Genomic DNA, 20,818 nt, shown 5'->3' with positions numbered 1-20,818 from the left:
AGACCGGCTCCTTTGAGTCTCTCGCACCTTCGCGCAACGCCGACCAGGATCAACGCTTCGAGAGGAAAATCTCGTCCAGGACGGAGGCAAGACGTCGTGGGTCATGCCTCGCGGAGCCGTCGGCGGCGGCCACATCGGCCATGACGAGCCGGGCGCCGAACGCGGCGGCGGCCTTCTCCAGAGCGTCCGGGTCGTCCACCACACCGGTGTCGGCGAGCACGATGTCGATCGACATATCGGGAGCGTGTTGTCTGAGAACCTCCAGATGTTGCTGGGGGGAGAAGTCGTCCGTCTCGCCCGGCTGGGGGGCCAGGTTGAGCGTGACGAGCCGCTTGGCCCTGGTGGAGTGCAGCGCCCTGGCCAGCTCGGGCACCTTGAGGTGCGGCAGCACGCTGGTGAACCACGAACCGGGCCCGAACACCACCCAGTCGGCCTCCAGCACCGCCGTGACCGCCTCGGGCCGCGCCGGGGGGTCCTCGGGCACGAGGGAGATCGCCTGTACGCGGCCGGGGGTCAGGGCGCAGGCCACCTGTCCGCGTACGGTGGAGATGACGCCATCGAGCTCCACCTCGGCCACGATGTCGAGCGGCACGGAGGCCATCGGCAGCACGCGGCCGTGCGCGCCCAGCAGCCGCCCGACCCAGTCGAGACCGGCCACGGGGTCGCCGAGCAGTTCCCACAGCGCCACGATCAGCAGGTTGCCGACGGCGTGCCCGTGCAGGTCGCCCTCGCTGCGGAAGCGGTGCTGCACCACCTCGCTCCAGGTGCTGCCCCACTCGTCATCGCCGCACAGCGCGGCCAGCGCCATGCGCAGGTCGCCGGGCGGCAGCACACCGAGCTCCCGGCGCAACCGGCCGCTGGACCCGCCGTCGTCGGCGACGGTCACCACGGCGGTCAACCGGTCGGTGACCATCCGTAACGCCGACAGGGACGCGTACAGCCCGTGGCCGCCGCCCAGCGCCACCACCGACGGACCGAACCCGGGCCGCTGCGCCTCACCAGCAACGTCCTCTTCCTGCGTCCCGGCGTCCTCCGGCACGTGCCCCTCGGCCCCGTTCACCACGACCCCGTCACAAGCCTCCGGCCTCGGCGGCACAGCCTCCCCGCCCGTCCCACCGCACGTCGTCGCATCTCCACGCCCGCCGCCACTCTCCCGGCCGGACGCCCTCGCGCCTCCGCCACTCTCCCGGCCGGACGCCCTCGCGCCTCCGCCATGCTCCCGGCCGGACGCCGTCACATCACCACCGCGCCCCAGCCCAGACACCGTCGCGTCTCCGCCAGACTCCAGGCCGGACGCCGTCGCGTCCCCACCACGCGCACCCGCATCTCCAGGCACGTCAGGCCCCCCGGCGGCATCCCGCATCTCGCCCTCGATCCCATCCGCCCTCACCAGCGCCTCCAGGACGGTGGCGAACTCACGGACCGGGACGTGCGATCCCGGCGCGAGGCTCGAAGGCGAGCCGTCACCTACCGGCACACCATCCGATTCCCGCGAACAAGGCAGAGCACCTTCGAAACCGTCATAGGTCACTCCCGCCCCACATCCCGATGGCTCACCTGGACCTCCATCCCGCGGTCGCGCAGGCGAGCGGCGACCTGCTCGGCCATGGCCACGCTACGGTGCTTGCCACCGGTGCAACCCACCGCAAGCGTCGCATAGCTCTTGCCCTCGCGCGCATATCCGGCCGCGACCACCCGCAGGACCTCCTCGTAGGCGTCGAGGAACTCCTTGGCCCCCGGCTGCCCGAGCACGTAGTCGCTGACCGCGGCGTCGAGCCCGTTCATCGGCCGCAGCTCGGGCACCCAGTGCGGGTTGGGCAGGAACCGGCAGTCGACCACCAGGTCGGCGTCGACGGGCAGGCCGTACTTGAACCCGAACGACACCACGTTGAGCCGCAGCCCAGGCCGGTCCTCGCCGCCGAAGTAGGCGACGATCTTGTTGCGCAGGTCGTGGACGTTGTGCGAGGAGGTGTCGATCACCAGGTCGGCGTTGGCGCGCACCTCCCGCAGGATCCCCCGCTCGCGGGTGATCCCGTCGACGAGCCGCCCCTCGCCCTGGAGGGGGTGGGGCCTGCGGACGTTCTCGAACCTGCGCACCAGCTCCTCGTCGCTGGCCTCGAGGAACACCACCCGAACGCGTACGCCGCGCCCTTCGAGCTCCTCGATGGCCGCGTTCAGATCGGTGGTGAAGGCCAGGCTGCGCACGTCGACGACGGCGGCCACCTTGTCGGCGGCCAGCTTGACCTTGCCCGCCTCCTCGGCCATCGCGAACAGCAGCCCGGGCGGCAGGTTGTCGATGACGAACCAGCCCAGATCCTCAAGTGCCTTGGCAGCGGTGCTGCGACCCGCCCCGGACATGCCGGTGACGATGACGAACGCCGGCTCGGTGCTCATCTCCTCACCCCCAGCCGTTTGGCGTGAACACCCTGGCATCCTGGCGAGATCAAGGTGACTCTCCCTTCAGCGTCGACACGATGACCTCGGCGATGGACGGGCCGATGCCGGGAACCTCGCAGATTTCGGCGGCAGTGGCCTCGCGCAGCTTCTTCACGGAGCCGAAGTGCTTGAGCAGCGCCTGCCTGCGCGCCGGCCCGAGGCCGGGCACGCTGTCGAGCGCGCTCTCCTTCACCGTCTTTGACCTCTTGGAACGATGGTAGGTGATGGCGAACCTATGTGCCTCGTCTCTCACCCGTTGCAGCAGGTAGAGACCCTCACTTGAACGAGGCATGATCACCGGCTGATCATCGCCGGGCAACCACACCTCCTCCAGCCGCTTGGCCAGCCCGCACACGGACACGTCGTCGATGCCGAGCTCGTCGAGCGCGCGCTGCGCGGCGGCGGCCTGCGGGCCCGCGCCGTCGACCACGAGGAGGTTGGGCGGGTAGGCGAACTTGCGCGGCTTGCCCGTCTCAGGGTCGATGGGCCCTGATCCGCCGTCGTCGTCGGCCGCCAGTTCGCCCGTGGCGGAGCGTTCCTCCAGATAGCGGCGGAACCGGCGCATGATCACCTCGTGGATCGAGGCGACGTCGCCCTCCTTGGTCTTGACGGCGAAGCGCCGGTATTCGCTCTTGCGCGCCAGGCCGTCCTCGAACACCACCATCGAGGCCACGACGTTCTCGCCCTGAAGGTGGGAGACGTCGTAGCACTCGACGCGCAGCGGCGCCTGGTCGAGGTCGAGCGCGTCGGCGATCTCCTGCAGCGCCTTACTGCGGGTGGTCAGATCGCTGGCGCGGCGGACCTTGTGCTGGGCGAGCGACTCCTTGGCGTTGCGCTCGACGGTCTCCATCAGCGACTTCTTGTCGCCGCGCTGCGGCACGCGCACCTCGACGCGGGCGCGGCGCTGCTCGGTCAGCAGTTCGGCGACCGCCTCGTCGTCGGGCGGCAGCACGGGCACGAGCACCTCCCGGGGCATCGAGTCGGGGCTGGCCTCTGCGTACATCTGCAGCAGGAACTGCTCGACGAGCTCGCCCGGGCTGGTCTCCTCGACCTTGTCGACGACCCAGCCGCGCTGCCCGCGGATGCGGCCGCCGCGTACGTAGAAGACCTGGACGGCGGCTTCGAGCGGGTCCTCGGCCAGCGCGATGACGTCGGCGTCGGTGCCCTCGCCGAGCACGACGGCCTGCTTCTCCAGCGCCCGCTGCAGCGCCTGGATGTCGTCGCGCAGCCGGGCCGCCCGCTCGTATTCCTGCTCTCCGGCGGCGTCGCGCATGTCCTTCTCCAGCCGCTTGATGAAGCGGGTGGTGTTGCCGGCCATGAAGTCGCAGAAGTCCTCGGCCAGGTCGCGGTGCTCCTCGGGGGTGACCCGGCCGACGCAGGGCGCCGAGCACTTGTCGATGTAGCCGAGCAGGCAGGGCCGGCCGATCTGCCCGGCCCGCTTGAAGACCCCGGCGCTGCACGTGCGCACCGGGAAGACCCTCAGCAGCAGATCGACGGTCTCGCGGATGGCCCAGGCGTGGGAGTAGGGCCCGAAGTAACGGGTGCCCTTGCGCTTGGCGCCGCGCATGACCTGCACACGCGGGAAGTCCTCGCCCATGGTCACCGCGAGGTAGGGGTAGGACTTGTCGTCCCGGTATTTGACGTTGAAGCGCGGGTCGAACTCCTTGATCCAGGAGTATTCGAGCTGCAGCGCCTCCACCTCGGTGCCGACGACCGTCCAGTCGACGTCGGCGGCCGTGGTCAGCATCGACTGCGTGCGCGGATGCAGGGCCGAGAAGTCGGCGAAGTATGAATTGAGCCGCTGCCGCAGGCTCTTGGCCTTACCGACGTAGATCACGCGGCCGTGCGCGTCCCTGAACCGGTAGACCCCCGGGGACTCGGGAATCGAACCCGGCTTGGGCCGGAAACTCAAGGTGCTGCCCGCTGATCTAGCCACGTTAACCAGCCTAGTAGCCCCTACCGACAAGGTTGCCCGCCGTACTCCTCGCGAATGTACGGCGGGCGCACCCCGGCTACGCCAGCATGATCTGGTCGCCCTCCACCTTGATCTCCTGGGCCGGCAGCGGCTTCTCGGCCGGGCCCGCCGTGACCGCGCCGTCGGCGACGCCGAACTTGCTGCCGTGGCACGGGCACACGATGGCGCCGCCCTCGACGCTGCCGACCGAGCAGCCCTTGTGCGTACAGACCGCGCTGAACGCCTTGAATTCGCCCTCTGTGGGCTGTGTCACCACAATCTTCTGATCCTTGAAGACCGTGCCGCCCCCAACGGGGATGTCAGCGGTCTTGGCCAGTGCGCCGCCGGCTGCTTGCGGCGCGCTCGATGCCGTGGCGCTTGAGTCTGTGCCGGTTCCCGCTGTCTGCGCGGTGTCGGTGCCGCCGCTGCACGCGGTGATCGCCAGCGCCAGGCCACCCGCTCCGGCGCTTGCGAACACCGCCCTGCGGCTCTGTAGGTCTTGTCCCATGCGCCTCACCCAAGCGCACCCAGGTGAGAAAATCATGAGACGTTCGTCAAGCGAGCCTGATCTTGTCGCCGTCCACCTTGATCTTCTTCTCCTCAAGCGGGTCGCTCGCCGGGCCGTTGGCCACGGAGCCGTCCGTGATGTTGAACTTGCTGCCGTGGCAAGGGCAGTTGATCGTCTGGTTCGAGACGCTGGCGACCGTACAGCCCTGGTGGGTGCAGACCGCCGTGAACGCCTTGAACTCCCCCGCGGTCGGCTGCGTCACCACGATCTTCTGCTTCTCGAAGACCTTCCCGCCACCTTCGGGGATGTCGCTGGCGTCGGCCAGCGCCTTCGGGGCGCTCTTCTTCTTCTTGGGAGCCGCGGACGACGCCTCATCCTCGGTCGGTGGCTCCGCGCTCGCCTCGGTCGTCGGCGACCCGTAGCTCGCGCAGGCCGTCAGTACGGCCGCGAGCCCGGCGCTCCCTGCACCGAACACAACCGTCCGCCGCGTCGTTTCCGTCATGGTGCATCCTCCCAGATTGGCTTTCACTTCAGTTACGGCCCGCGCCCTCGCGCTGGTTCAGCGTGTCTGAGGCCAATCCGGGTGACTACGCACTAATACCTGTTCAGACGACCACGATTCCGTCGCCCTCGGCCTTCACCTGGAAGGAGGCCAGCGGCGCGGAGGCCGGTCCCTTGGTGGCCTTGCCGCTGTCGGCGGCGAACTCGCTGCCGTGGCAGGCGCACCTGATGACGTTGTCCTTGGGGGTGCCGACCTGGCAGCCCTTGTGGGTGCAGACCGCGCTGAAGGCCTTGTAGACGCCCTGCGTGGGCTGCGTCACCACGACCTTCAGGTCCTCGATCAGCTTGCCGCCGCCCACGGGCACGTCGGCCGTCTTCGCCAGGACCTTGCCCTTGAGGCTCGGCTTGGCCTCGGCTCCCCCTGTGCCGCAGGCGGTCAGCGCCAGCCCGCACGCCGCGACCCCCGCCACGCCGAGCATTTCCCGACGTCCCACCCCGTTTTCGGACATGGCTCCGCCCCCCGATCCATAACTGTTGTCTGCGCCCGTCCCCCGTGTCGCCTTTGCCCCCCGGAGGTGTTACCTGGCTTCAACTTTATTGACGCACCCCCTCGGTCCGGTCAGCGGGTGGTAGGCGCACGGTCAGCGGAAGAGCCGAGGGTTGCGGTCATGACATCTTCGACGGAACGTCCGGCTGTCGCTCCCGCCCTGCCCGCGCGTACCCGATGGTGGCGCCGGCCGTGGGTGGCGCCGCTGATGGTGGTGGCGGTGGTGTTCATCGCCTTCTCGCTGCCGCCGTACCTTTCTCTGGACCCGAGCCAGTCCCGCGTGCCCGCTCCCGACTTCTTCCCGCCGCACTTCGTGATGCTCTCGCTGCACGTGGTGTTCGGCTCGATCGCGATGATCACGTGCTGCCTGCAGATCTGGCCGTGGTTTCGCGGGCGCTATCCGAAGGCGCACCGCATGATCGGCCGCGTGTACGTGTTCGGCGGCTGCCTCCCGGCCGGCCTGCTGGGCTTGACCGTGGGCCTGGCGACGCCGTTCGGCCCGGTCACGATGGTCAGCGACGTGCTGCTGGCGCTGCTCTGGCTCGGTTGCACGCTGACCGGGTGGCGGATGGCCAGGCAGCGCAGGTTCGTCGATCACCGCCGGTGGATGGTGCGCAGCTTCGCCCTGACGATGTCCATCATCACCAACCGGCTCTACAGCGTGCTGTTCGCGATCCTGCTGTCCCCGCAGCTGGAGACGACGTTCCACGGCGACCCGAAGCTGATGGTGGCCACGATCTCGGGGCTGGGCGCCTGGATGGGCTGGGTGCTGCCGCTGCTGCTGGCCGAGTGGTGGCTGGAGCGCGGCGACGCCGCCAAGCGCCGCCGCCGCGCGACCTCCGCGGCGCGGTCGTAACCGCCTCCGCTTCGGTCAGAACTCCAGGATCTTCCGCAGGAACCGCCCCGTGTGGCTCTCGTCCACCAGCGCGATCTCCTCCGGCGTGCCGTTGGCCACCAGCGTGCCGCCACGGGAGCCACCCTCGGGCCCCATGTCGATGACCCAGTCGGCGGTCTTGATGACGTCGAGGTTGTGCTCGATGACGATCACCGTGTTACCGCTGTCCACCAGCCGCCCCAGCACGCCGAGCAACCGCCGGATGTCCTCGAAGTGCAGGCCGGTGGTCGGCTCGTCGAGCACGTAGATCGTCCGTCCGGTCTGCCGCCGCTGCAGCTCGGAGGCCAGCTTGACCCGCTGCGCCTCACCGCCGGACAACGTGGTGGCCGGCTGCCCGAGGCGCACGTATCCCAGCCCCACGTCGTTGAGCGTCTGCAGATGCCGCTTGATCGCCGGGATGGCCTCGAAGAAGCCCAGGGCCTCCTCGATCGGCATGTCGAGCACCTCGGAGACCGTCTTGCCCTTGTAGTGGACCTCCAGCGTCTCCCGGTTGTAGCGGGCGCCGTGGCAGACCTCGCAGGGGACGTAGACGTCGGGCAGGAAGTTCATCTCGATCTTGATGGTGCCGTCGCCCGCGCACGCCTCGCAGCGCCCGCCCTTGACGTTGAAGCTGAAGCGCCCCGGCTGGTAGCCGCGCACCTTCGCCTCGGCCGTGGCCGCGAACAGCTTGCGCACGTGGTCGAAGACACCGGTGTACGTGGCCGGGTTGGAACGCGGCGTGCGCCCGATCGGCGACTGATCGACGTGGACCACCTTGTCCACCTGGTCCATGCCGTTGATCCGCGAGTGCCGGCCCGGCACCGTGCGCGCCCCGTTGAGCTCCTTGGCCAGCGCGTTGTACAGGATGTCGTTGACCAGCGTCGACTTCCCCGACCCCGACACGCCCGTGACCGCCGTGAACATGCCCAGCGGGAACTCGATGTCGACGCCCTTGAGGTTGTGCTCGCGCGCCCCCTTGACCGTGATCTGCCGCTTCTTGTCGCGCTTGCGGCGCTTGGCGGGGATCGGGATGCTCCTGCGCCCCGACAGGTAGGCCCCCGTCAACGACTCCTCGCTGCTGAGGAGGTCCTGCACCGTGCCGGAGACCACGACCTGGCCGCCGTGCTCGCCGGCGCCCGGCCCGATGTCGACCACCCAGTCGGCGGCCGCGATCGTGTCCTCATCGTGCTCGACCACGATCAGCGTGTTGCCCATATCGCGCAGCCGGACAAGCGTGTCGAGCAGGCGCATGTTGTCGCGCTGGTGCAGGCCGATGGAGGGCTCGTCGAGCACGTAGAGGACGCCGACCAGGCCGGAGCCGATCTGCGTGGCCAGCCTGATGCGCTGCGCCTCGCCGCCCGCCAGGGTGGCGGCGGCGCGGTCCATGGTCAGGTAGTCGAGGCCGACGTCGAGCAGGAAGCCCATCCGGGCGTTGATCTCCTTGACCACCCGCTCGGCGATCTGCATGTCGCGATCGGACAGCTTGAGCGCGGCCAGGAACTTGGCGCACTCGCCGATCGACATGGCCGCGATCTCGGCGATCGACTTCCCCGCGACCGTCACCGCCAGGGTGACCGGCTTGAGCCTGGCCCCCTTGCAGGCCGGGCACGGGATCTCGCGCATGTAGCCCTCGAAGCGCTCACGTGCCGCGTCGCTCTCGGCCTCGGCGTGCCTGCGCTGCACCCACGGGATGACGCCGTCGTAGGTGGTGTAGTAGGAGCGCTGACGGCCGTAGCGGTTGCTGTAGCGGACGTGGACCTGCTCCTCGTGGCCGTACAGCAGCGACTTCTGCGCCTTCTTCTGCAGCTTCTCCCACGGCGTGTCGAGCGTGAACCCGACCGTGTGGCCGAGCGCCTCGATCAGCCTGGAGAAGTATTCGCTGGTGTGGCCCCCGGACCACGGGTGGATCGCGCCGTCGCCGAGCGTGCGCTCGGGGTCGGGCACCACGAGGTCGGGGTCCACCTCCATCTTGGTCCCCAGACCGGTGCACTCAGGACAGGCGCCGAACGGCGAGTTGAAGGAGAACGAGCGCGGCTCCATCTCCTCGAACGACAGGTCGTCGTAGGGACAGTAGAGGTGCTCGGAGTAGAAGCGCTCGCGGTTGGGGTCGTCCTCGGGGAGATCGACGAACTCGAGCGTGATCGTGCCGCCGGACAACTGCAGCGCCGTCTCGACCGAGTCGGTGAGCCTGCGCCGCGCCGAATCCTTGACCGACAGCCGGTCGACGATGACCTCGATGTCGTGCTTCTCGTACTTCTTCAGCGTCGGCGGCTCCTCTAGCCGTACGACGGTGCCATCGACCCTGGCCCTGGCGAACCCCTTGGTCTGCAACTCGCGGAACAACTCCGCGTATTCGCCCTTACGGCCCCTGATGACCGGCGCGAGCACCTGGAATCGGGTGCCCTCCTCCAGGTCCATCACCCGGTCCACGATCTGCTGCGGCATCTGCCTGGCGATCGGGCGAGCGCACACCGGGCAGTGCGGCTTGCCGATGCGCGCCCACAGGAGCCTCAGGTAGTCGTAGACCTCGGTGATCGTGCCGACGGTCGAACGAGGGTTCTTGCTGGTGGCCTTCTGGTCGATGGAGACCGCCGGCGAGAGGCCTTCGATGAAGTCCACGTCGGGTTTGTCCATCTGGCCGAGGAACTGGCGTGCGTACGCCGACAACGACTCGACGTAACGCCGCTGCCCCTCAGCGAAGATCGTGTCGAAGGCCAGGCTCGACTTGCCCGAGCCGGACAGGCCGGTGAAGACGATCAGAGAGTCTCGCGGCAAGTCCAGCGAGACGTCCTTGAGGTTGTGCTCACGTGCACCACGCACGATCAGGCGGTCTGCCACAGCGATCCCGGAAGTCGAAAGGCGGATAGGTCCACGGGGGATGGTAGACGGGGGCTCCGACAATTTCGGCGAGCCCGATCCACGGCCCCCGAAAATCCGTCCCTCACAGGTTACGGCCATCTCCTGCCTCGGCAGGAGCCCTTCAACATTCAACCTCCTGACCTGCGGTTTTATGCCCTTCTCAACTCAGACACCCTAAATGATGAAATATCCAGACATGACCGTCCTACCCGCGCTGCAGGCCGAGCTGACCTCGGCCACGAACCAGTTGCTGGCCACGGCCGCGTCCCTCACCGACGCCGACCTCACCGCCCCCTCCCTGCTGCCCGGCTGGACCCGGGGTCACGTCCTCGCCCATCTCACCAAGAACGCCGACTCCTACATCAACCTCCTGATCTGGGCCAGAACCGGCATCCGCACCCCGCAATACGCCTCCTACGAGACCAGGGCCGCCGAGATCGAGGCCATCGCCGCCCACCCGGCCGTCCGCCACCTGGCCGACCTCGAAGACGGCGCCGCCCGCTTCGCCACCGCCGTCCGCGACCTCCCTACCGCTGCCTGGCGTGCCTCGGTGGAGGGCATGCGCCCACCGCCCCACCCCGCCTGGTACGTCCTGGTACGCCGCCTGCGCGAAATCGCCTTCCACCACGTGGACCTCGCCTCCGGGTACGGCCCCGCGAACTGGCCGGACTCGTTCGTGCACCGCGAACTCCACGACTGCCTGGCCTCCTGGCCCCACGCCCGGAGCACGGTAAGCGAAATCATCCTCCTCCTCACCCCGTCCGACCCCACCACCGCCTTTCGCCCCACCGACCAACCCCGCACCACCGACAAAACCCGCCCCTCCGGCACCGATCACCCTCATGTCACCGGCCCCCACTTCACCCACACGGACCACCCCCGCCCCACCGGCTCCAGCGACCCACGGTTCACCGAGACCGGCACCCGGGACCTTCGTCCCATCCACAAGTCACCCATGGCCGGACCCGCCGGGCGATTCTCCCCACCCACGACCGGGATCGTCGCCCATTGGCGCGGCCTCGGCCTGGGCCCGGCCGTTCAGGGCACGCCACGCGACACGCTTGCCTGGCTCACCGGCAGGTCCGGCGGCGAGGGCGTTAGTCTGTTGCCCGTGGGGCAGTCGTTCACGCCAGGCCCCGGAGGCACGAGGCTTCCAGAGCCGCCACCGTGGCTGACGATGCCGGCCCCCGCTGATCTGCCCACGACGCCCCCGAAGGACTATCCATGACGTACACAGGCGACGTCCAGGTCGGCGGCCCCGCCGACGTGCGCGAGCTGCCCGCGCTGACGATCGGCAAGCTCGCCGTCGGCCCCTACGACAACAACGCCTACCTGCTGCGCTGCCGCGAGAGCGGCGAGGCCCTGCTCATCGACGCCGCGGCCGACTCCGACCGTCTGCTGGCGCTGATGGCCGACCAGCAGGTCGGCGAGATCGTCACCACCCACCAGCACGGCGACCACTGGCAGGCGCTGGAGCAGGTGACGAAGGTGACCGGCGCCCAGGTGATCGCCCACCCCCTCGACGCGTCCGCCCTCCCCGTGCCCGTGGACCGCACGGTCGAGCACGGCGACACGATCACGGTCGGAGCCGTAACCCTGGAGGTCATCCACCTGCGCGGCCACACACCGGGCTCGATCGCCCTCCTGTACGACGGCGGCCAGGCCGGCCACCACCTGTTCACCGGCGACTCCCTGTTCCCCGGCGGCGTCGGCAACACCTGGAAGGACCCGGAGCGCTTCACCCAGCTCTACACCGACGTGGTGGAGCGCGTCTTCGACCGCCTGCCCGACGAGACCTGGGTCTACCCGGGCCACGGCAAGGACACCACCCTCGGCGTGGAACGCCCGTCCCTGGCGGAGTGGAAGGCCAGAGGCTGGTAGAACCCACTGACAAGCACCCTCGCCCGCGCAGTGAGCGCCCACTCACTGCGCCGGCACATCACGTGCCGGAATGAAACACGTACCGGCACGCGGACCAGGATCGGCATGAAACACGTACCGGCGCGGGGACCAGGACGGGGTATGGGAACACGTACCGGCGTCGGGACCAGGACGGGTATGGGGACACATACCGGCATGGGCACCAGGAGCGGCATGGGACACGTACCGGCATGGGCACCAGGACCGGCATGGAACACATACCGGCATGGAACACGTGCCGGCGCGCGAGACCGGTACCGGCATCAGGGGTGGCGTGCGGTCAGCGACGGGCGGCCAGCACGTGCACGATCCTCTCGGCCGCCAGGGCGGGATCGTCGGCCAGTCCGACGAGCTCGCCCCACGACCACCGGAAAAACCACCCCTCGGAGAGCGGCACGCAGTCAATGGTCTCGGCCAGCATGATCGTGTCGGGATGGCTGATGCGCAGCGCGGGCGGGTACGACCGCAACATGGCGGTCAGCCCGCGCTGTTCCAGCTCCGTGGCCAGCTTGCCGAGGTAGTACGTGCGCGTGTGCTCGCGCGGCGTGGCCGACATGGCTCCATCAAAGCCGAAGTAAGACGAAAAATCCCGTCAGTCACTCATCAGCGACCGATGCGCTCGGCTTCCTTACGCTGCTCCCGCTTGTAGAACAGCACCCGCAACGGAATCGCCGCCACGAGCGAGATCTGCATGGTCGCCCCGATCTTGATCGGGAGGTCACCGCCCTCAGGCCAGCCCACCCAGAAGGCGAGGAACGCCACATTCACCATGATCCACCCAAGGACCACCGCGGCGAGCTGCCCCTTCGGCTTGGGGTACTCGATGCGGCTGACCATCAGCCACGCCACGCCCAGCACGGCCACCAGGGACCAGACGCTCGGCTGGAACAGCAGCACGATGGAGATCACGGTCATGGCGCCCATCGGGATGGGCAGCCCCATGAAGTCGCCGCTCTTGGTCTTGACGCAGGCGAACCTGGCCAGGCGTACGACGCCGGCGACCAGCACGGCCGCCGCGGCGGCGAGCACCGCGGGGAAGGGCACCTGGTCGGTGAACCCGCCCCAGATCACGACCATGAACGCGGGCGCGAACCCGAAGCTGATGACGTCGGCCAGGTTGTCGAGCTCCGCGCCCATCGCGGAGGCACGGAACCGCCGCGCCACGAGCCCGTCGAACAGGTCACAGGTCGCGCCGATGAGCAGCAGCACGATGGCGGTGGCGAAATAGCTGGGCGCGGGTGTGAACCGCCCGCCACCGACCTGGAGTTGCTGGATGGCGGAGTAGGCCAGCACGCACACCGCGAGGAATCCGCAGACGGCGTTGCCCAGGGAGAGGGAGTCCGCGGCGGACAGGCGGAACGCCTTGCCCACGGGACCACGAGGCTCTTCCTCATCCGCCTGCCAACTACCGGCATCAGCCGCGGTCAATTCTGGTCACCCCCGCAACCGTCTTCTCACCCACGGACACCGCGGGAGATATCCCTTCCGGAAGGTAGAGATCAACCCGGGAACCGAGCCTGATGAGCCCGACTCGCTCGGCCTGCTCCACCTTGGCTCCGGCGGTCAGGTATGGCACGATCCTGCGCGCCACCGCGCCTGCGATCTGCACCATCTCGATGTCGCCCAGCGTGGTCTCGAAATGCCACACCACGCGCTCGTTCTGGTCGCTGTCCTTGTTGAACGCCGGCAGGAACCCACCTGTCACATGCTGCACGGATGCGACATTTCCCGCAAGAGGGGCACGGTTGACGTGCACGTTCAGCGGGTTCATGAAGATGGCGACCCTGGTACGGCCATCGGGCCACGGGTCGATGCTCTGCACCACGCCGTCGGCGGGCGACAGGATGCGACCTTCGCCCGGCGTGCGGTCGGGGTCGCGGAAGAACCAGAGCATGCCCGCGGTGAGTGCGCTGAGCGGGGCCGCCGCGAGCGCCCATCGCCGGTCTCGGCGCGTCAGCAGCGCGGTGGCCACCGCCGCGGCCGCCGTTGGAAGGAGCCACGGGGAGACCCCGCGCGCGAGCCTCATGCGGCTCGGATTAGCAGAATCGTCTGACACGTACAACCTTTGGTGGTGACTGGACTGGGCGCTTTGCCGTGATGTTACCGAACCAGCAACTATTACACGGCACAACTACACAAGCAAAGCGCCTCGAAGCCCTTTTCGCTAGACCTGCTCCGGGTGCGGTTCTTCGCCCTTGCGCGCGTCGATGCGGGCCTTGATCAGGCTCGCCACGGTGGTGATGACCATGGTGGCGCCAATGACCGAGAGCGACACCCAGATGGGAATTTCGGGCGCCCAGGAGACATGGCTGGAGTGCAACGCCTCCAATACGAGCTTAACCCCGATGAACCCCAGGATGAACGCCAAACCATAGCTGATGTAGACGAGCCGCTGCAGCAGGCCGCCCAGGAGGAAGTACAGCTGACGCAGCCCCATCAGGGCGAACGCGTTGGCCGTGAAGACGATGAAGGGGTCCTTGGTGAGCCCGAAGATGGCGGGAATCGAGTCGAGCGCGAACAGCAGGTCGGTGCTGCCGATGGCGACCATCACGATGAGCATCGGGGTCACCATGCGCCTACCGTCGATCTTCACGGTGACCTTGGAGCCGACATATGTCTCGGTGGTGGGGAAGGCCCGGCGCACCCACCGCAGCACGAGATTCTCGTTGAACTCCTCTTCATCGCCCTTGAGGTGCTGGCGGACGATGTTGATCGCCGTGTAGACGAGGAAGGCGCCGAAGACGTAGAACAACCAGCCGAACCGCTCGAGCGCCGCGGCGCCCAGCGCGATGAACGCGCCGCGCATCACCAGCGCGAGCAGGATGCCGACGAGCAGAACCTTGTGCTGGTAGATCTTGGGCACGGCGAACCGGCTCATGATGATGAAGAAGATGAACAGGTTGTCGACACTGAGGCTGTATTCAGTGATGTATCCGGCGAAGAACTCGCCTGCTCTGTCTCCCCCCGTGGTGACCCAGAGCAACAATCCGAAGGCGGCGGCGAGGATGACGTAGAACGTTACCCAATATCCCGCCTGCCGCATGGAGAACTCTCGGGCTTCTCCGCGGTCGACGATCCAGAGGTCAATGGCGAGGACGACAAGCAGACCGCCGATGACGGCGATCCAGGCCCACAAAGGTTCACTCACTCAGACCCTCCGGCATGCACGATTCATTGCCGGAGGTCTCTCCCGCCCGCGAAAACCTGCGGACCGGCAGCCCCGGGGGCCCCGTGGAGTGGGGCTACACCGTGATGACGAGGCTGTCGCGAAGGGATACTCCCCTCCCTAACCCAGGCAGTATATGAGAACGCACCAAGCGCACCTAATCATCCGGTGACCAACCTGGGCTCTCACGACCGGTAAACGGCCAGCACGCTCTCCACGACGTCATCGCCGTCCGGCATCTCCCGCCCCCGCCGCGTGGCCGCCGCAGCCAGCCTTTCCGCAGCTCCCGGCGCTGACAGCAGCTCCTGTACGGCCCCCCGGAACCCACCCACATCCCCGTAGGGCACCAGAATCCCCCCATCCCCCAAGATTTCTGGAATCCCACCTACATCGGAGGCAATAGCCGGCGTCCCCGTCATGAGCGCCTCTCTCAACGTGAGCGGCTGCCCCTCCCAGCGACTGGGCATCACCAGCGCCACAGCCGCCCCAAGCAAATCGGCCACATCACTACGATTCCCCAGCAACCGGACAGGAAGCCTCTCGGCCTCGACCCGGCGCTCCAACTCCCCGCGCAACGGACCTTCCCCCGCCACCACGAACAGCGGCTCCCCCCGCCACGGCCCGGCCGCGACGTCGAGCAGGGTCTCCAGCCCCTTCTGCTGCGCCAGCCTGGCGATCGTGAGCAGGATGGGCCGATTCCCGGCTCCCAGCTCGTCCCTGACCTCCTGGGGCGTCCGCTTCGCCGGTGGCGGCACGGGCGCCGTCACCACGGCGGCCCGCACGTCGCGGGCCCCCAGCCCGGTCATCCGCTCCGCCAGGTCAGGCGAGACGGCCAGCACGTGCCCCGCCCGCCGCGCCACGATCCGCTCCAGCACCCCGTAGACGACCCCGACGAACCCGCCGGCGGTCAGCGCGTTGTGCAACGTCACCACGGGCCCCGGCCGCCCCAGCGCCGCCAGCGCCCCGGCCCGCAGCCCGTGGGCGTGCACCACGTCGGCGCCCCGGGTCAGCCGCCTGATCGCCGCCACCGCACGCAGATCGCCGACCGGATGCGGCCGATCGGAGACGCCCACTTCGACGAACCTGGCCCCCGCGGCGCCGAAGGAGAACTGCTCCTCGACGCTGCGGGGCCCTGCCACCAGCACCCTGTGCCCCCGCCGGACGAGCCCCTCCACCAGCATCAGGACATGCCGCCCCGTGCCACCGGACGTGGTCCCCAGCACGAACGCCACCCGCACGCCCTACCCCTTCCTCAAGTCCACAGCCAAACTCACACCCCTGAGCCCCCGCCTCGCCGCAGCAGCCCGGCCACCGCACCGGCATCCTCCCGGTCCACCAGCGCCACGACCCCGCCCCCCACGGCCAGCGCCACGACCGCGGCCAGCACGGCGGCTCCCACATTCGGCCAGATGTCGCTCACCCCGAGCCACCCCACCACCCCGGCCCCCGCGAGGTAGCCCAGCACCCCTCCGGCCACCGCGGCGCCCCCGGCCCGGCCCAGCCCCGCGACGGCCAGGCTCCCCCGAGCCCGCACCACGGAGCCGAGCAACATCGCCCCACCTACGCTCATGCCCACGCTCATCCCGAGCGCCATCCCCCCGATCTTCCATTCGTCGGGCAGAACCAGCACGAACACGGTCTGGGCGACCATGACCACACCCCACCCCGCCACGGTGCCGGTGGCCACCGCCCGCCCCCGGCCCGCCGCGTACAGCACACGGGTCAGGTGCGCGATGAGCCCATATCCCACCAGACCAGGCGCGAACAGCGCGATCGCCAACGCGAGCTGATCATGGGGAACCTGGCTCTTGCGCGCGAGGAACACCACGGCGCCGGGGCCGGACGCGGCGGCCAGCACCCCCGCGGCCAGCCCCGACACCAGCACCACGGCCCGGGTCGTGCGCGCCGCGAGCGCCGCGAAGACCGCGGGATCGCCCGCCTGCGCGGCCAGCCGGGGAAACGCGCTGGTGGCGATGGGTACGGCCAGCACCGCGTACGGCACCAGATAGATCGCCCACGCGTAGTTGTAGATGACGATGGCCCCGTTGCCGATCGCGTTGTTCGACAACACCAGCACCACGATCATGGCCGCCTGCTGGGCGAGCAGCCCCGCGATGCCCGCCAGGGCGAGCCTGCGCACCTGCGCCGCCACCCCGTCGGGGAACCGTAACGTCGGCCGCCACCGCAACCCCAGCCGCCCCACGGGCCCGAGCACTGCCACCACCAGCGACACCACACCCAGACTCGTCCCCACCGACAACGCCAGCTCAGCGGGCCCTGGCACCGTGGCGGGATCGCTCGTCCCACCGAGCGGCACGAACAGCAGGTAGGCGACGATGACCACGATGCTCGACACCAGAGGCGCGACCGCGGGCCCGGCGAACCTCTTGTACGCCTGCAACATGCCGTAGAGCACCACGGCCACCCCGTACAGCGGAATCTGGGGCGCGAAGACGACCAGCATCCGGGTGGCCACCGCGGACACGGCGTCGACGTCGCAGTCAGAGAGGGAAGCGCCGAAGAACAGGCCGATGACCGGCCCGGCCAGCAGGGCGACGAGCGCGCCCAGCGGGACGAGCACGACGACCACCCAGGTCAGCAGCGCCGAGCCGATCCACCCGACCCGCTCCCGCGAACCCCGCTCGGCCGGACCCGCGAGCACGGGCACGACCATCCCCGCCAGCGCGCCCCCTGCGACCACCTCGAACACGATGTTGGGGATGTGGTTGGCCGTCATGTAGGCCGTGGACAGGCAGTTGGTGCCGACGGTCTGGGCGAAGGCGTATTGCTTGGCGAAACCGACGACGCGCGCCAGCACGGTGATCGCCCCGATGAGCATCGCGCCACCCGCGACGCCCCGCGCCGTCACCACACGCACCCGGCCTCCTCAGCCCCGCAGCCGACCAACCTTACGCAGACATCCTGGCAGGCCGGACCGACAATCGCGCCGACGGGCGGGTCACACGGAGTCGGCCGGGCGGCGGCCGAGCATGTCGATGCGGTTGAGCACCGGGTTCCCGGCGATGACCTTGGTGAAGCTGACCTTCTCCGCCGCCGCCGTCAGGGCCACGACGGTGCCCAGCAGGGCGTACCGGCCGGGCTTGCCGAGCTTGGTGACGGCGGCGAGCCCGAGCAGGGCGCCCAGGGCGTTGGCGCCGGCGTCGCCGAGCATGGCGCGTTCGCCGAGGTCGGCGGGCAGCAGCGCGGCGGCGGCGCCCAGCGGGACGGCGGCCAGCGCGGCCGCCGCGGGCGAGCCGCGCAGCAGCGTGAGAGCGAGCAGCGGCCCGCCGGTCAGCAGGCTCACCTTGATGGCGCGGCCTGGACGCAGGTCGAAGAGGTTGGCGAGGTTCGCGGAGCCGGCGATGGCGGCGCCGTTCACCAGGGTGTCCACGGGGCCCTGGGAGACGAGGGCGGCGGCGCCCAGGCCGGTGGCGCCGATGCCGAGGATCTTGACGGCGCCGCTGGTGACCTCGCCGCGGGTGAGCGCGCTGAGGTGTCCCTTGAACCCCTTGGAGGAGGCGGTGCCGTAGAGGTCGTCGTAGGCGCCGAGCGCGCCGCTGCCGACGCCCGCGAGCAGCGCGGCGGCGCGCACCCGAGGGGGCAGGCCGGGCGTGAGCGCGGCGGCGGCGCCCGAGCCGGCCACGAAGGCGGGGCCTTCGAGCAGGGTGATCGGCTCGCCGCGATGGTTCTTCCTGGTCCAGCGGCCACTCAGGTCGGCGGGCCTGCTGCGCGTGAACGCCGCGTAGGCGGTGCGCGCGGCCACTGCGCCGATCGCGGCACCGGCGAGGGCGTAGAGCAGGCCACGGGCCCGGCTCGCTGGCATGTCAGCTCCCTGACTCGGTGGTGGGGGACGGCGTCGGGGACGTCACCGGGGGCATGGGGTTCGAGGCTCCCTTGCCCATGCCGTACTGGCCGGCACGCCCGGACAACTGCTCCCGGAGAGAGTAGACGATCACGACCCGGCCCAGAGGCATATCTGCGGTATCCACCGTCGACACGCGCTTGGAGATCTCACTCTCGTCGCGTACGGCGGTGATCGCGTCGCCGACCGGGGCGGTGGGGATGGCGGTCCCGGCCAGCACCGTGCCCGTGCCCCCGACGTCGAAGCCATCGGCCACGGAGACGAGCGCGCCCGCCTGGGTCTCGGCGCTCTCCCCCTCGTACGGCTTCTCCGGCGCGAACATCACCGCCAGCATGGCCCGCTTGGCCGGATCGCCCTCGGTGCTGAGCAGCCCGCCCGCCTCGAACGTGCTGAGGATGTCGGTGGTGGCGGGGTTGGGGGTGCCGCCCTGGGCCTGGTCGGTCGTGACCAGGGCCGAGGCGAGCAGCGTGGAGGCCCTGTCCCAGCTCGTGGCGGTGGCGGGGAAGACCATGTTGGCCGGCTTGAGCTGGTTGACCAGCCCGTCGAGCACGCCCGTGCCCTTGGGGTCGAAGAACTTCTCGGTCAGCGTGACGCGACCGGAGATCTCCGCGCCGGCCTGGTCGAGCACCTGCTGGACGCCCTCGCGCACGGTGGAGCTGGAGCCCGGCGTCTCGATCAGCAACACCCGCTGGCCCGTCAGCTCGGCGGCCACCAGGTCAGGCGTCACGGAGGTGATGAAGGTGTCGTTGCCGGCCTCGCGACCCTGCAGCGTGTCGATCTCCGCCCGTAGATCCTCCTTCGTCTTGGTGAGCTGCGCGGTCAGCTCCTGCGCGGATTTGAGCGCCGGGTCCTGCAGCAGCGTGGTGCCCAGCACGATTCCCACCGCGAGGGCAAGGAAGATCGCGACGATGGAGACGAGGTGGTAGCGAAAATCGATCACGAGAAGAGTCCGACCAGCCAGAAGATAAATGCGTTCCAGACGTCTTGCAGGCCGTTCAGCCAGGTCTGGCCGAGTGGCGAGAGAAAGAGCGCGACTCCCATGGTGACCAGTGCGGTGACCACGAGCAGAAGCAGCTGCGGGGTGCTGATGCGACTGCGGTAGAGCCTGCTGACGCCCTTGGCGTCGATGAGCTTGCTGCCGATGATCAGCCGGGTGAGGAAGGTGCTGGCCATGCCGGGGCGGCCCTTGTCGAGGAACTCCTCCAGCGTGCCGTGGGTGCCGACCGCGACGATCAGCTCGGCGCCCTTGTCGTCGGCCAGGATCATGGCGATGTCCTCGCTGGTGCCGGTGGCGGGGAAGATCACCGCCTCGCGACCGAGCTGGTGCACACGCTCCAGGCCGGGCGCCCTGCCGTCGCGGTAGGCGTGCACGACGAGCTCGGCGCCGCAGGTCAGAGCCTTGGTGGAGACCGAGTCGAAGTCGCCGACGATCACGTCGGGCAGGTAACCGGCCTCCAGCAGCGCGTCCGCGCCGCCGTCGACGCCGATGAGAATGGGACGGTATTCGCGGATGTACGGGCGCAGGGTGGCGATGTCTTCCTTGTAGTGATATCCGCGCACCACGATGAGGGCATGCCTGCCCTCCATGAGGGTGCGGATCTCAGGGACACCGACTCCGTCGATGAGAAGCTTGCCCTCACCGCGGACGTATTCCATCGTGTTGACCGCGAATGCCTCGATCTGCACGGCCAGCCCGGCGCGCGCCTCGGCCATGGCGGACTCGACGGTCTCGGAGGTCTGCTCCTCGCCCTTGCCCACCACGTCGTCGTCGAGGTAGACGACGCCCTGACAGACGCGTACGACATCACCGTCCTTGACGCGCTCGAACAACTCCTGATTGGCGTTGTCGACGAACGGCACGCCCGCGTCCAGCAGGATCTGCGGGCCCAGGTTGGGGTAGCGGCCGCTGATGCCGGTGGCGACATTGACCACGGCCGAAGCACCGCACGCGACGAGTGCCTCCGCGCTCACTCGGTCAACGTCAACATGGTCGATAATCGCAATTTCCCCGGACTGGAGGCGTTTTGTCAGCCTCTTGGTACGCCGGTCGATTCTCGCCACTGCCGTTACACCGGGAAGGTCCCCGACCTTCCTACCGCGGAGGCCCGGCATTCTGCTTCCCGGAACCTTCATCAAGACCATCCTGCCAGAGTGAAACAGCGCGGAGGCCACGCTTGACGCGGCGTGTCCG

At 69.1% G+C, this 20,818-nt stretch carries 19 protein-coding genes; 3 read left to right on the top strand and 16 right to left on the bottom strand.

Going from position 1 to position 20,818, the window contains the following annotated elements; translation table 11 throughout:
* Positions 1–49: 49 nt before the first annotated feature.
* The 6 genes from ACFPZ3_RS64865 to ACFPZ3_RS64840 form a co-directional block, all read right to left on the bottom strand.
* The gene (locus ACFPZ3_RS64865; RefSeq protein ID WP_379524449.1) at positions 50–967 is read right to left on the bottom strand and encodes a gluconeogenesis factor YvcK family protein; all 918 of its coding nucleotides are present in this window, start codon (positions 965–967) and stop codon (positions 50–52) included.
* Between the two features lie 560 nt (positions 968–1,527).
* Complete coding sequence (rapZ, locus tag ACFPZ3_RS64860; RefSeq protein WP_379524355.1) at positions 1,528–2,394, bottom strand: RNase adapter RapZ; 867 nt, start codon at positions 2,392–2,394, stop codon at positions 1,528–1,530.
* Between the two features lie 49 nt (positions 2,395–2,443).
* Positions 2,444–4,348: an excinuclease ABC subunit UvrC gene (uvrC, locus tag ACFPZ3_RS64855; protein WP_379524448.1), complete on the bottom strand. Its 1,905-nt coding sequence runs from the start codon at positions 4,346–4,348 to the stop codon at positions 2,444–2,446.
* Between the two features lie 100 nt (positions 4,349–4,448).
* On the bottom strand, positions 4,449–4,868 hold the full coding sequence (locus ACFPZ3_RS64850; RefSeq protein WP_379524354.1) for a Rieske (2Fe-2S) protein: 420 nt from the start codon (positions 4,866–4,868) through the stop codon (positions 4,449–4,451).
* Positions 4,869–4,944: 76 nt separating this feature from the next.
* Positions 4,945–5,400 carry a Rieske (2Fe-2S) protein gene (locus tag ACFPZ3_RS64845; protein WP_379524353.1) on the bottom strand — a complete coding sequence of 152 codons (456 nt, stop codon included), beginning with the start codon at positions 5,398–5,400 and terminating at the stop codon, positions 4,945–4,947.
* A 103-nt stretch (positions 5,401–5,503) separates the two neighbouring features.
* Positions 5,504–5,908 carry a Rieske (2Fe-2S) protein gene (locus tag ACFPZ3_RS64840; protein WP_379524352.1) on the bottom strand — a complete coding sequence of 135 codons (405 nt, stop codon included), beginning with the start codon at positions 5,906–5,908 and terminating at the stop codon, positions 5,504–5,506.
* A 159-nt stretch (positions 5,909–6,067) separates the two neighbouring features.
* On the opposite strand from ACFPZ3_RS64840, the gene ACFPZ3_RS64835 reads away from it, so the two are divergent.
* Positions 6,068–6,802 (top strand): DUF2306 domain-containing protein, encoded by a 735-nt coding sequence (locus ACFPZ3_RS64835; protein WP_379524351.1) that lies wholly within the window; start codon positions 6,068–6,070, stop codon positions 6,800–6,802.
* Between the two features lie 15 nt (positions 6,803–6,817).
* Here the strand turns inward: ACFPZ3_RS64835 and uvrA are convergent, their stop codons facing one another.
* Complete coding sequence (uvrA, locus tag ACFPZ3_RS64830) at positions 6,818–9,658, bottom strand: excinuclease ABC subunit UvrA (protein WP_379524350.1); 2,841 nt, start codon at positions 9,656–9,658, stop codon at positions 6,818–6,820.
* Positions 9,659–9,875: 217 nt separating this feature from the next.
* On the opposite strand from uvrA, the gene ACFPZ3_RS64825 reads away from it, so the two are divergent.
* Positions 9,876–10,907, top strand: a complete 1,032-nt coding sequence (locus ACFPZ3_RS64825; RefSeq protein ID WP_379524349.1) for a maleylpyruvate isomerase family mycothiol-dependent enzyme — start codon at positions 9,876–9,878, stop codon at positions 10,905–10,907.
* Positions 10,904–11,560, top strand: a complete 657-nt coding sequence (locus tag ACFPZ3_RS64820; RefSeq protein WP_379524348.1) for an MBL fold metallo-hydrolase — start codon at positions 10,904–10,906, stop codon at positions 11,558–11,560. The genes ACFPZ3_RS64825 and ACFPZ3_RS64820 overlap by 4 nt, the downstream gene beginning before the upstream one ends.
* A 319-nt stretch (positions 11,561–11,879) precedes the next feature.
* Here the strand turns inward: ACFPZ3_RS64820 and ACFPZ3_RS64815 are convergent, their stop codons facing one another.
* The 9 genes from ACFPZ3_RS64815 to steA form a co-directional block, all read right to left on the bottom strand.
* The gene (locus ACFPZ3_RS64815; protein ID WP_379524347.1) at positions 11,880–12,155 is read right to left on the bottom strand and encodes a hypothetical protein; all 276 of its coding nucleotides are present in this window, start codon (positions 12,153–12,155) and stop codon (positions 11,880–11,882) included.
* Between the two features lie 47 nt (positions 12,156–12,202).
* Entirely contained in the window at positions 12,203–13,027 is an 825-nt protein-coding gene (pssA, locus tag ACFPZ3_RS64810; protein ID WP_379524346.1) for a CDP-diacylglycerol--serine O-phosphatidyltransferase, read from the bottom strand.
* A complete protein-coding gene (locus ACFPZ3_RS64805) occupies positions 13,014–13,625 on the bottom strand; it encodes a phosphatidylserine decarboxylase (protein ID WP_379524345.1) in 612 nt (203 codons plus the stop codon). The genes pssA and ACFPZ3_RS64805 overlap by 14 nt, the downstream gene beginning before the upstream one ends.
* Positions 13,626–13,763: 138 nt before the next feature.
* Positions 13,764–14,747 carry a TerC family protein gene (locus ACFPZ3_RS64800; protein WP_379524344.1) on the bottom strand — a complete coding sequence of 328 codons (984 nt, stop codon included), beginning with the start codon at positions 14,745–14,747 and terminating at the stop codon, positions 13,764–13,766.
* A gap of 203 nt (positions 14,748–14,950) precedes the next feature.
* Complete coding sequence (locus tag ACFPZ3_RS64795) at positions 14,951–16,003, bottom strand: glycosyltransferase (protein ID WP_379524343.1); 1,053 nt, start codon at positions 16,001–16,003, stop codon at positions 14,951–14,953.
* 32 nt (positions 16,004–16,035) lie between these two features.
* Positions 16,036–17,643 (bottom strand): murein biosynthesis integral membrane protein MurJ, encoded by a 1,608-nt coding sequence (gene murJ, locus ACFPZ3_RS64790; protein WP_379524342.1) that lies wholly within the window; start codon positions 17,641–17,643, stop codon positions 16,036–16,038.
* Between the two features lie 81 nt (positions 17,644–17,724).
* Complete coding sequence (locus tag ACFPZ3_RS64785; protein ID WP_379524341.1) at positions 17,725–18,588, bottom strand: hypothetical protein; 864 nt, start codon at positions 18,586–18,588, stop codon at positions 17,725–17,727.
* Position 18,589: 1 nt separating this feature from the next.
* Complete coding sequence (locus ACFPZ3_RS64780) at positions 18,590–19,567, bottom strand: copper transporter (protein ID WP_379524340.1); 978 nt, start codon at positions 19,565–19,567, stop codon at positions 18,590–18,592.
* Positions 19,564–20,760: a putative cytokinetic ring protein SteA gene (gene steA / locus ACFPZ3_RS64775; RefSeq protein WP_379524339.1), complete on the bottom strand. Its 1,197-nt coding sequence runs from the start codon at positions 20,758–20,760 to the stop codon at positions 19,564–19,566. The genes ACFPZ3_RS64780 and steA overlap by 4 nt, the downstream gene beginning before the upstream one ends.
* Positions 20,761–20,818 lie beyond the last annotated feature (58 nt).

This window comes from Nonomuraea insulae (assembly GCF_042656245.1).
This window is presented reverse-complemented; position numbering and strand designations above follow the sequence as displayed.

Coding starts and splice junctions, on each gene's coding strand:
- rapZ (WP_379524355.1), bottom strand. CDS start 2,394: ATGAGCACCGAGCCGGCGTTCGTCATCGTCACCGGCATGTCCGGGGCG.
- ACFPZ3_RS64845 (WP_379524353.1), bottom strand. CDS start 5,400: ATGACGGAAACGACGCGGCGGACGGTTGTGTTCGGTGCAGGGAGCGCC.
- ACFPZ3_RS64840 (WP_379524352.1), bottom strand. CDS start 5,908: ATGTCCGAAAACGGGGTGGGACGTCGGGAAATGCTCGGCGTGGCGGGG.
- ACFPZ3_RS64835 (WP_379524351.1), top strand. CDS start 6,068: ATGACATCTTCGACGGAACGTCCGGCTGTCGCTCCCGCCCTGCCCGCG.
- ACFPZ3_RS64825 (WP_379524349.1), top strand. CDS start 9,876: ATGACCGTCCTACCCGCGCTGCAGGCCGAGCTGACCTCGGCCACGAAC.
- ACFPZ3_RS64820 (WP_379524348.1), top strand. CDS start 10,904: ATGACGTACACAGGCGACGTCCAGGTCGGCGGCCCCGCCGACGTGCGC.
- ACFPZ3_RS64815 (WP_379524347.1), bottom strand. CDS start 12,155: ATGTCGGCCACGCCGCGCGAGCACACGCGCACGTACTACCTCGGCAAG.
- ACFPZ3_RS64805 (WP_379524345.1), bottom strand. CDS start 13,625: ATGAGGCTCGCGCGCGGGGTCTCCCCGTGGCTCCTTCCAACGGCGGCC.
- ACFPZ3_RS64785 (WP_379524341.1), bottom strand. CDS start 18,588: ATGCCAGCGAGCCGGGCCCGTGGCCTGCTCTACGCCCTCGCCGGTGCC.
- steA (WP_379524339.1), bottom strand. CDS start 20,760: ATGAAGGTTCCGGGAAGCAGAATGCCGGGCCTCCGCGGTAGGAAGGTC.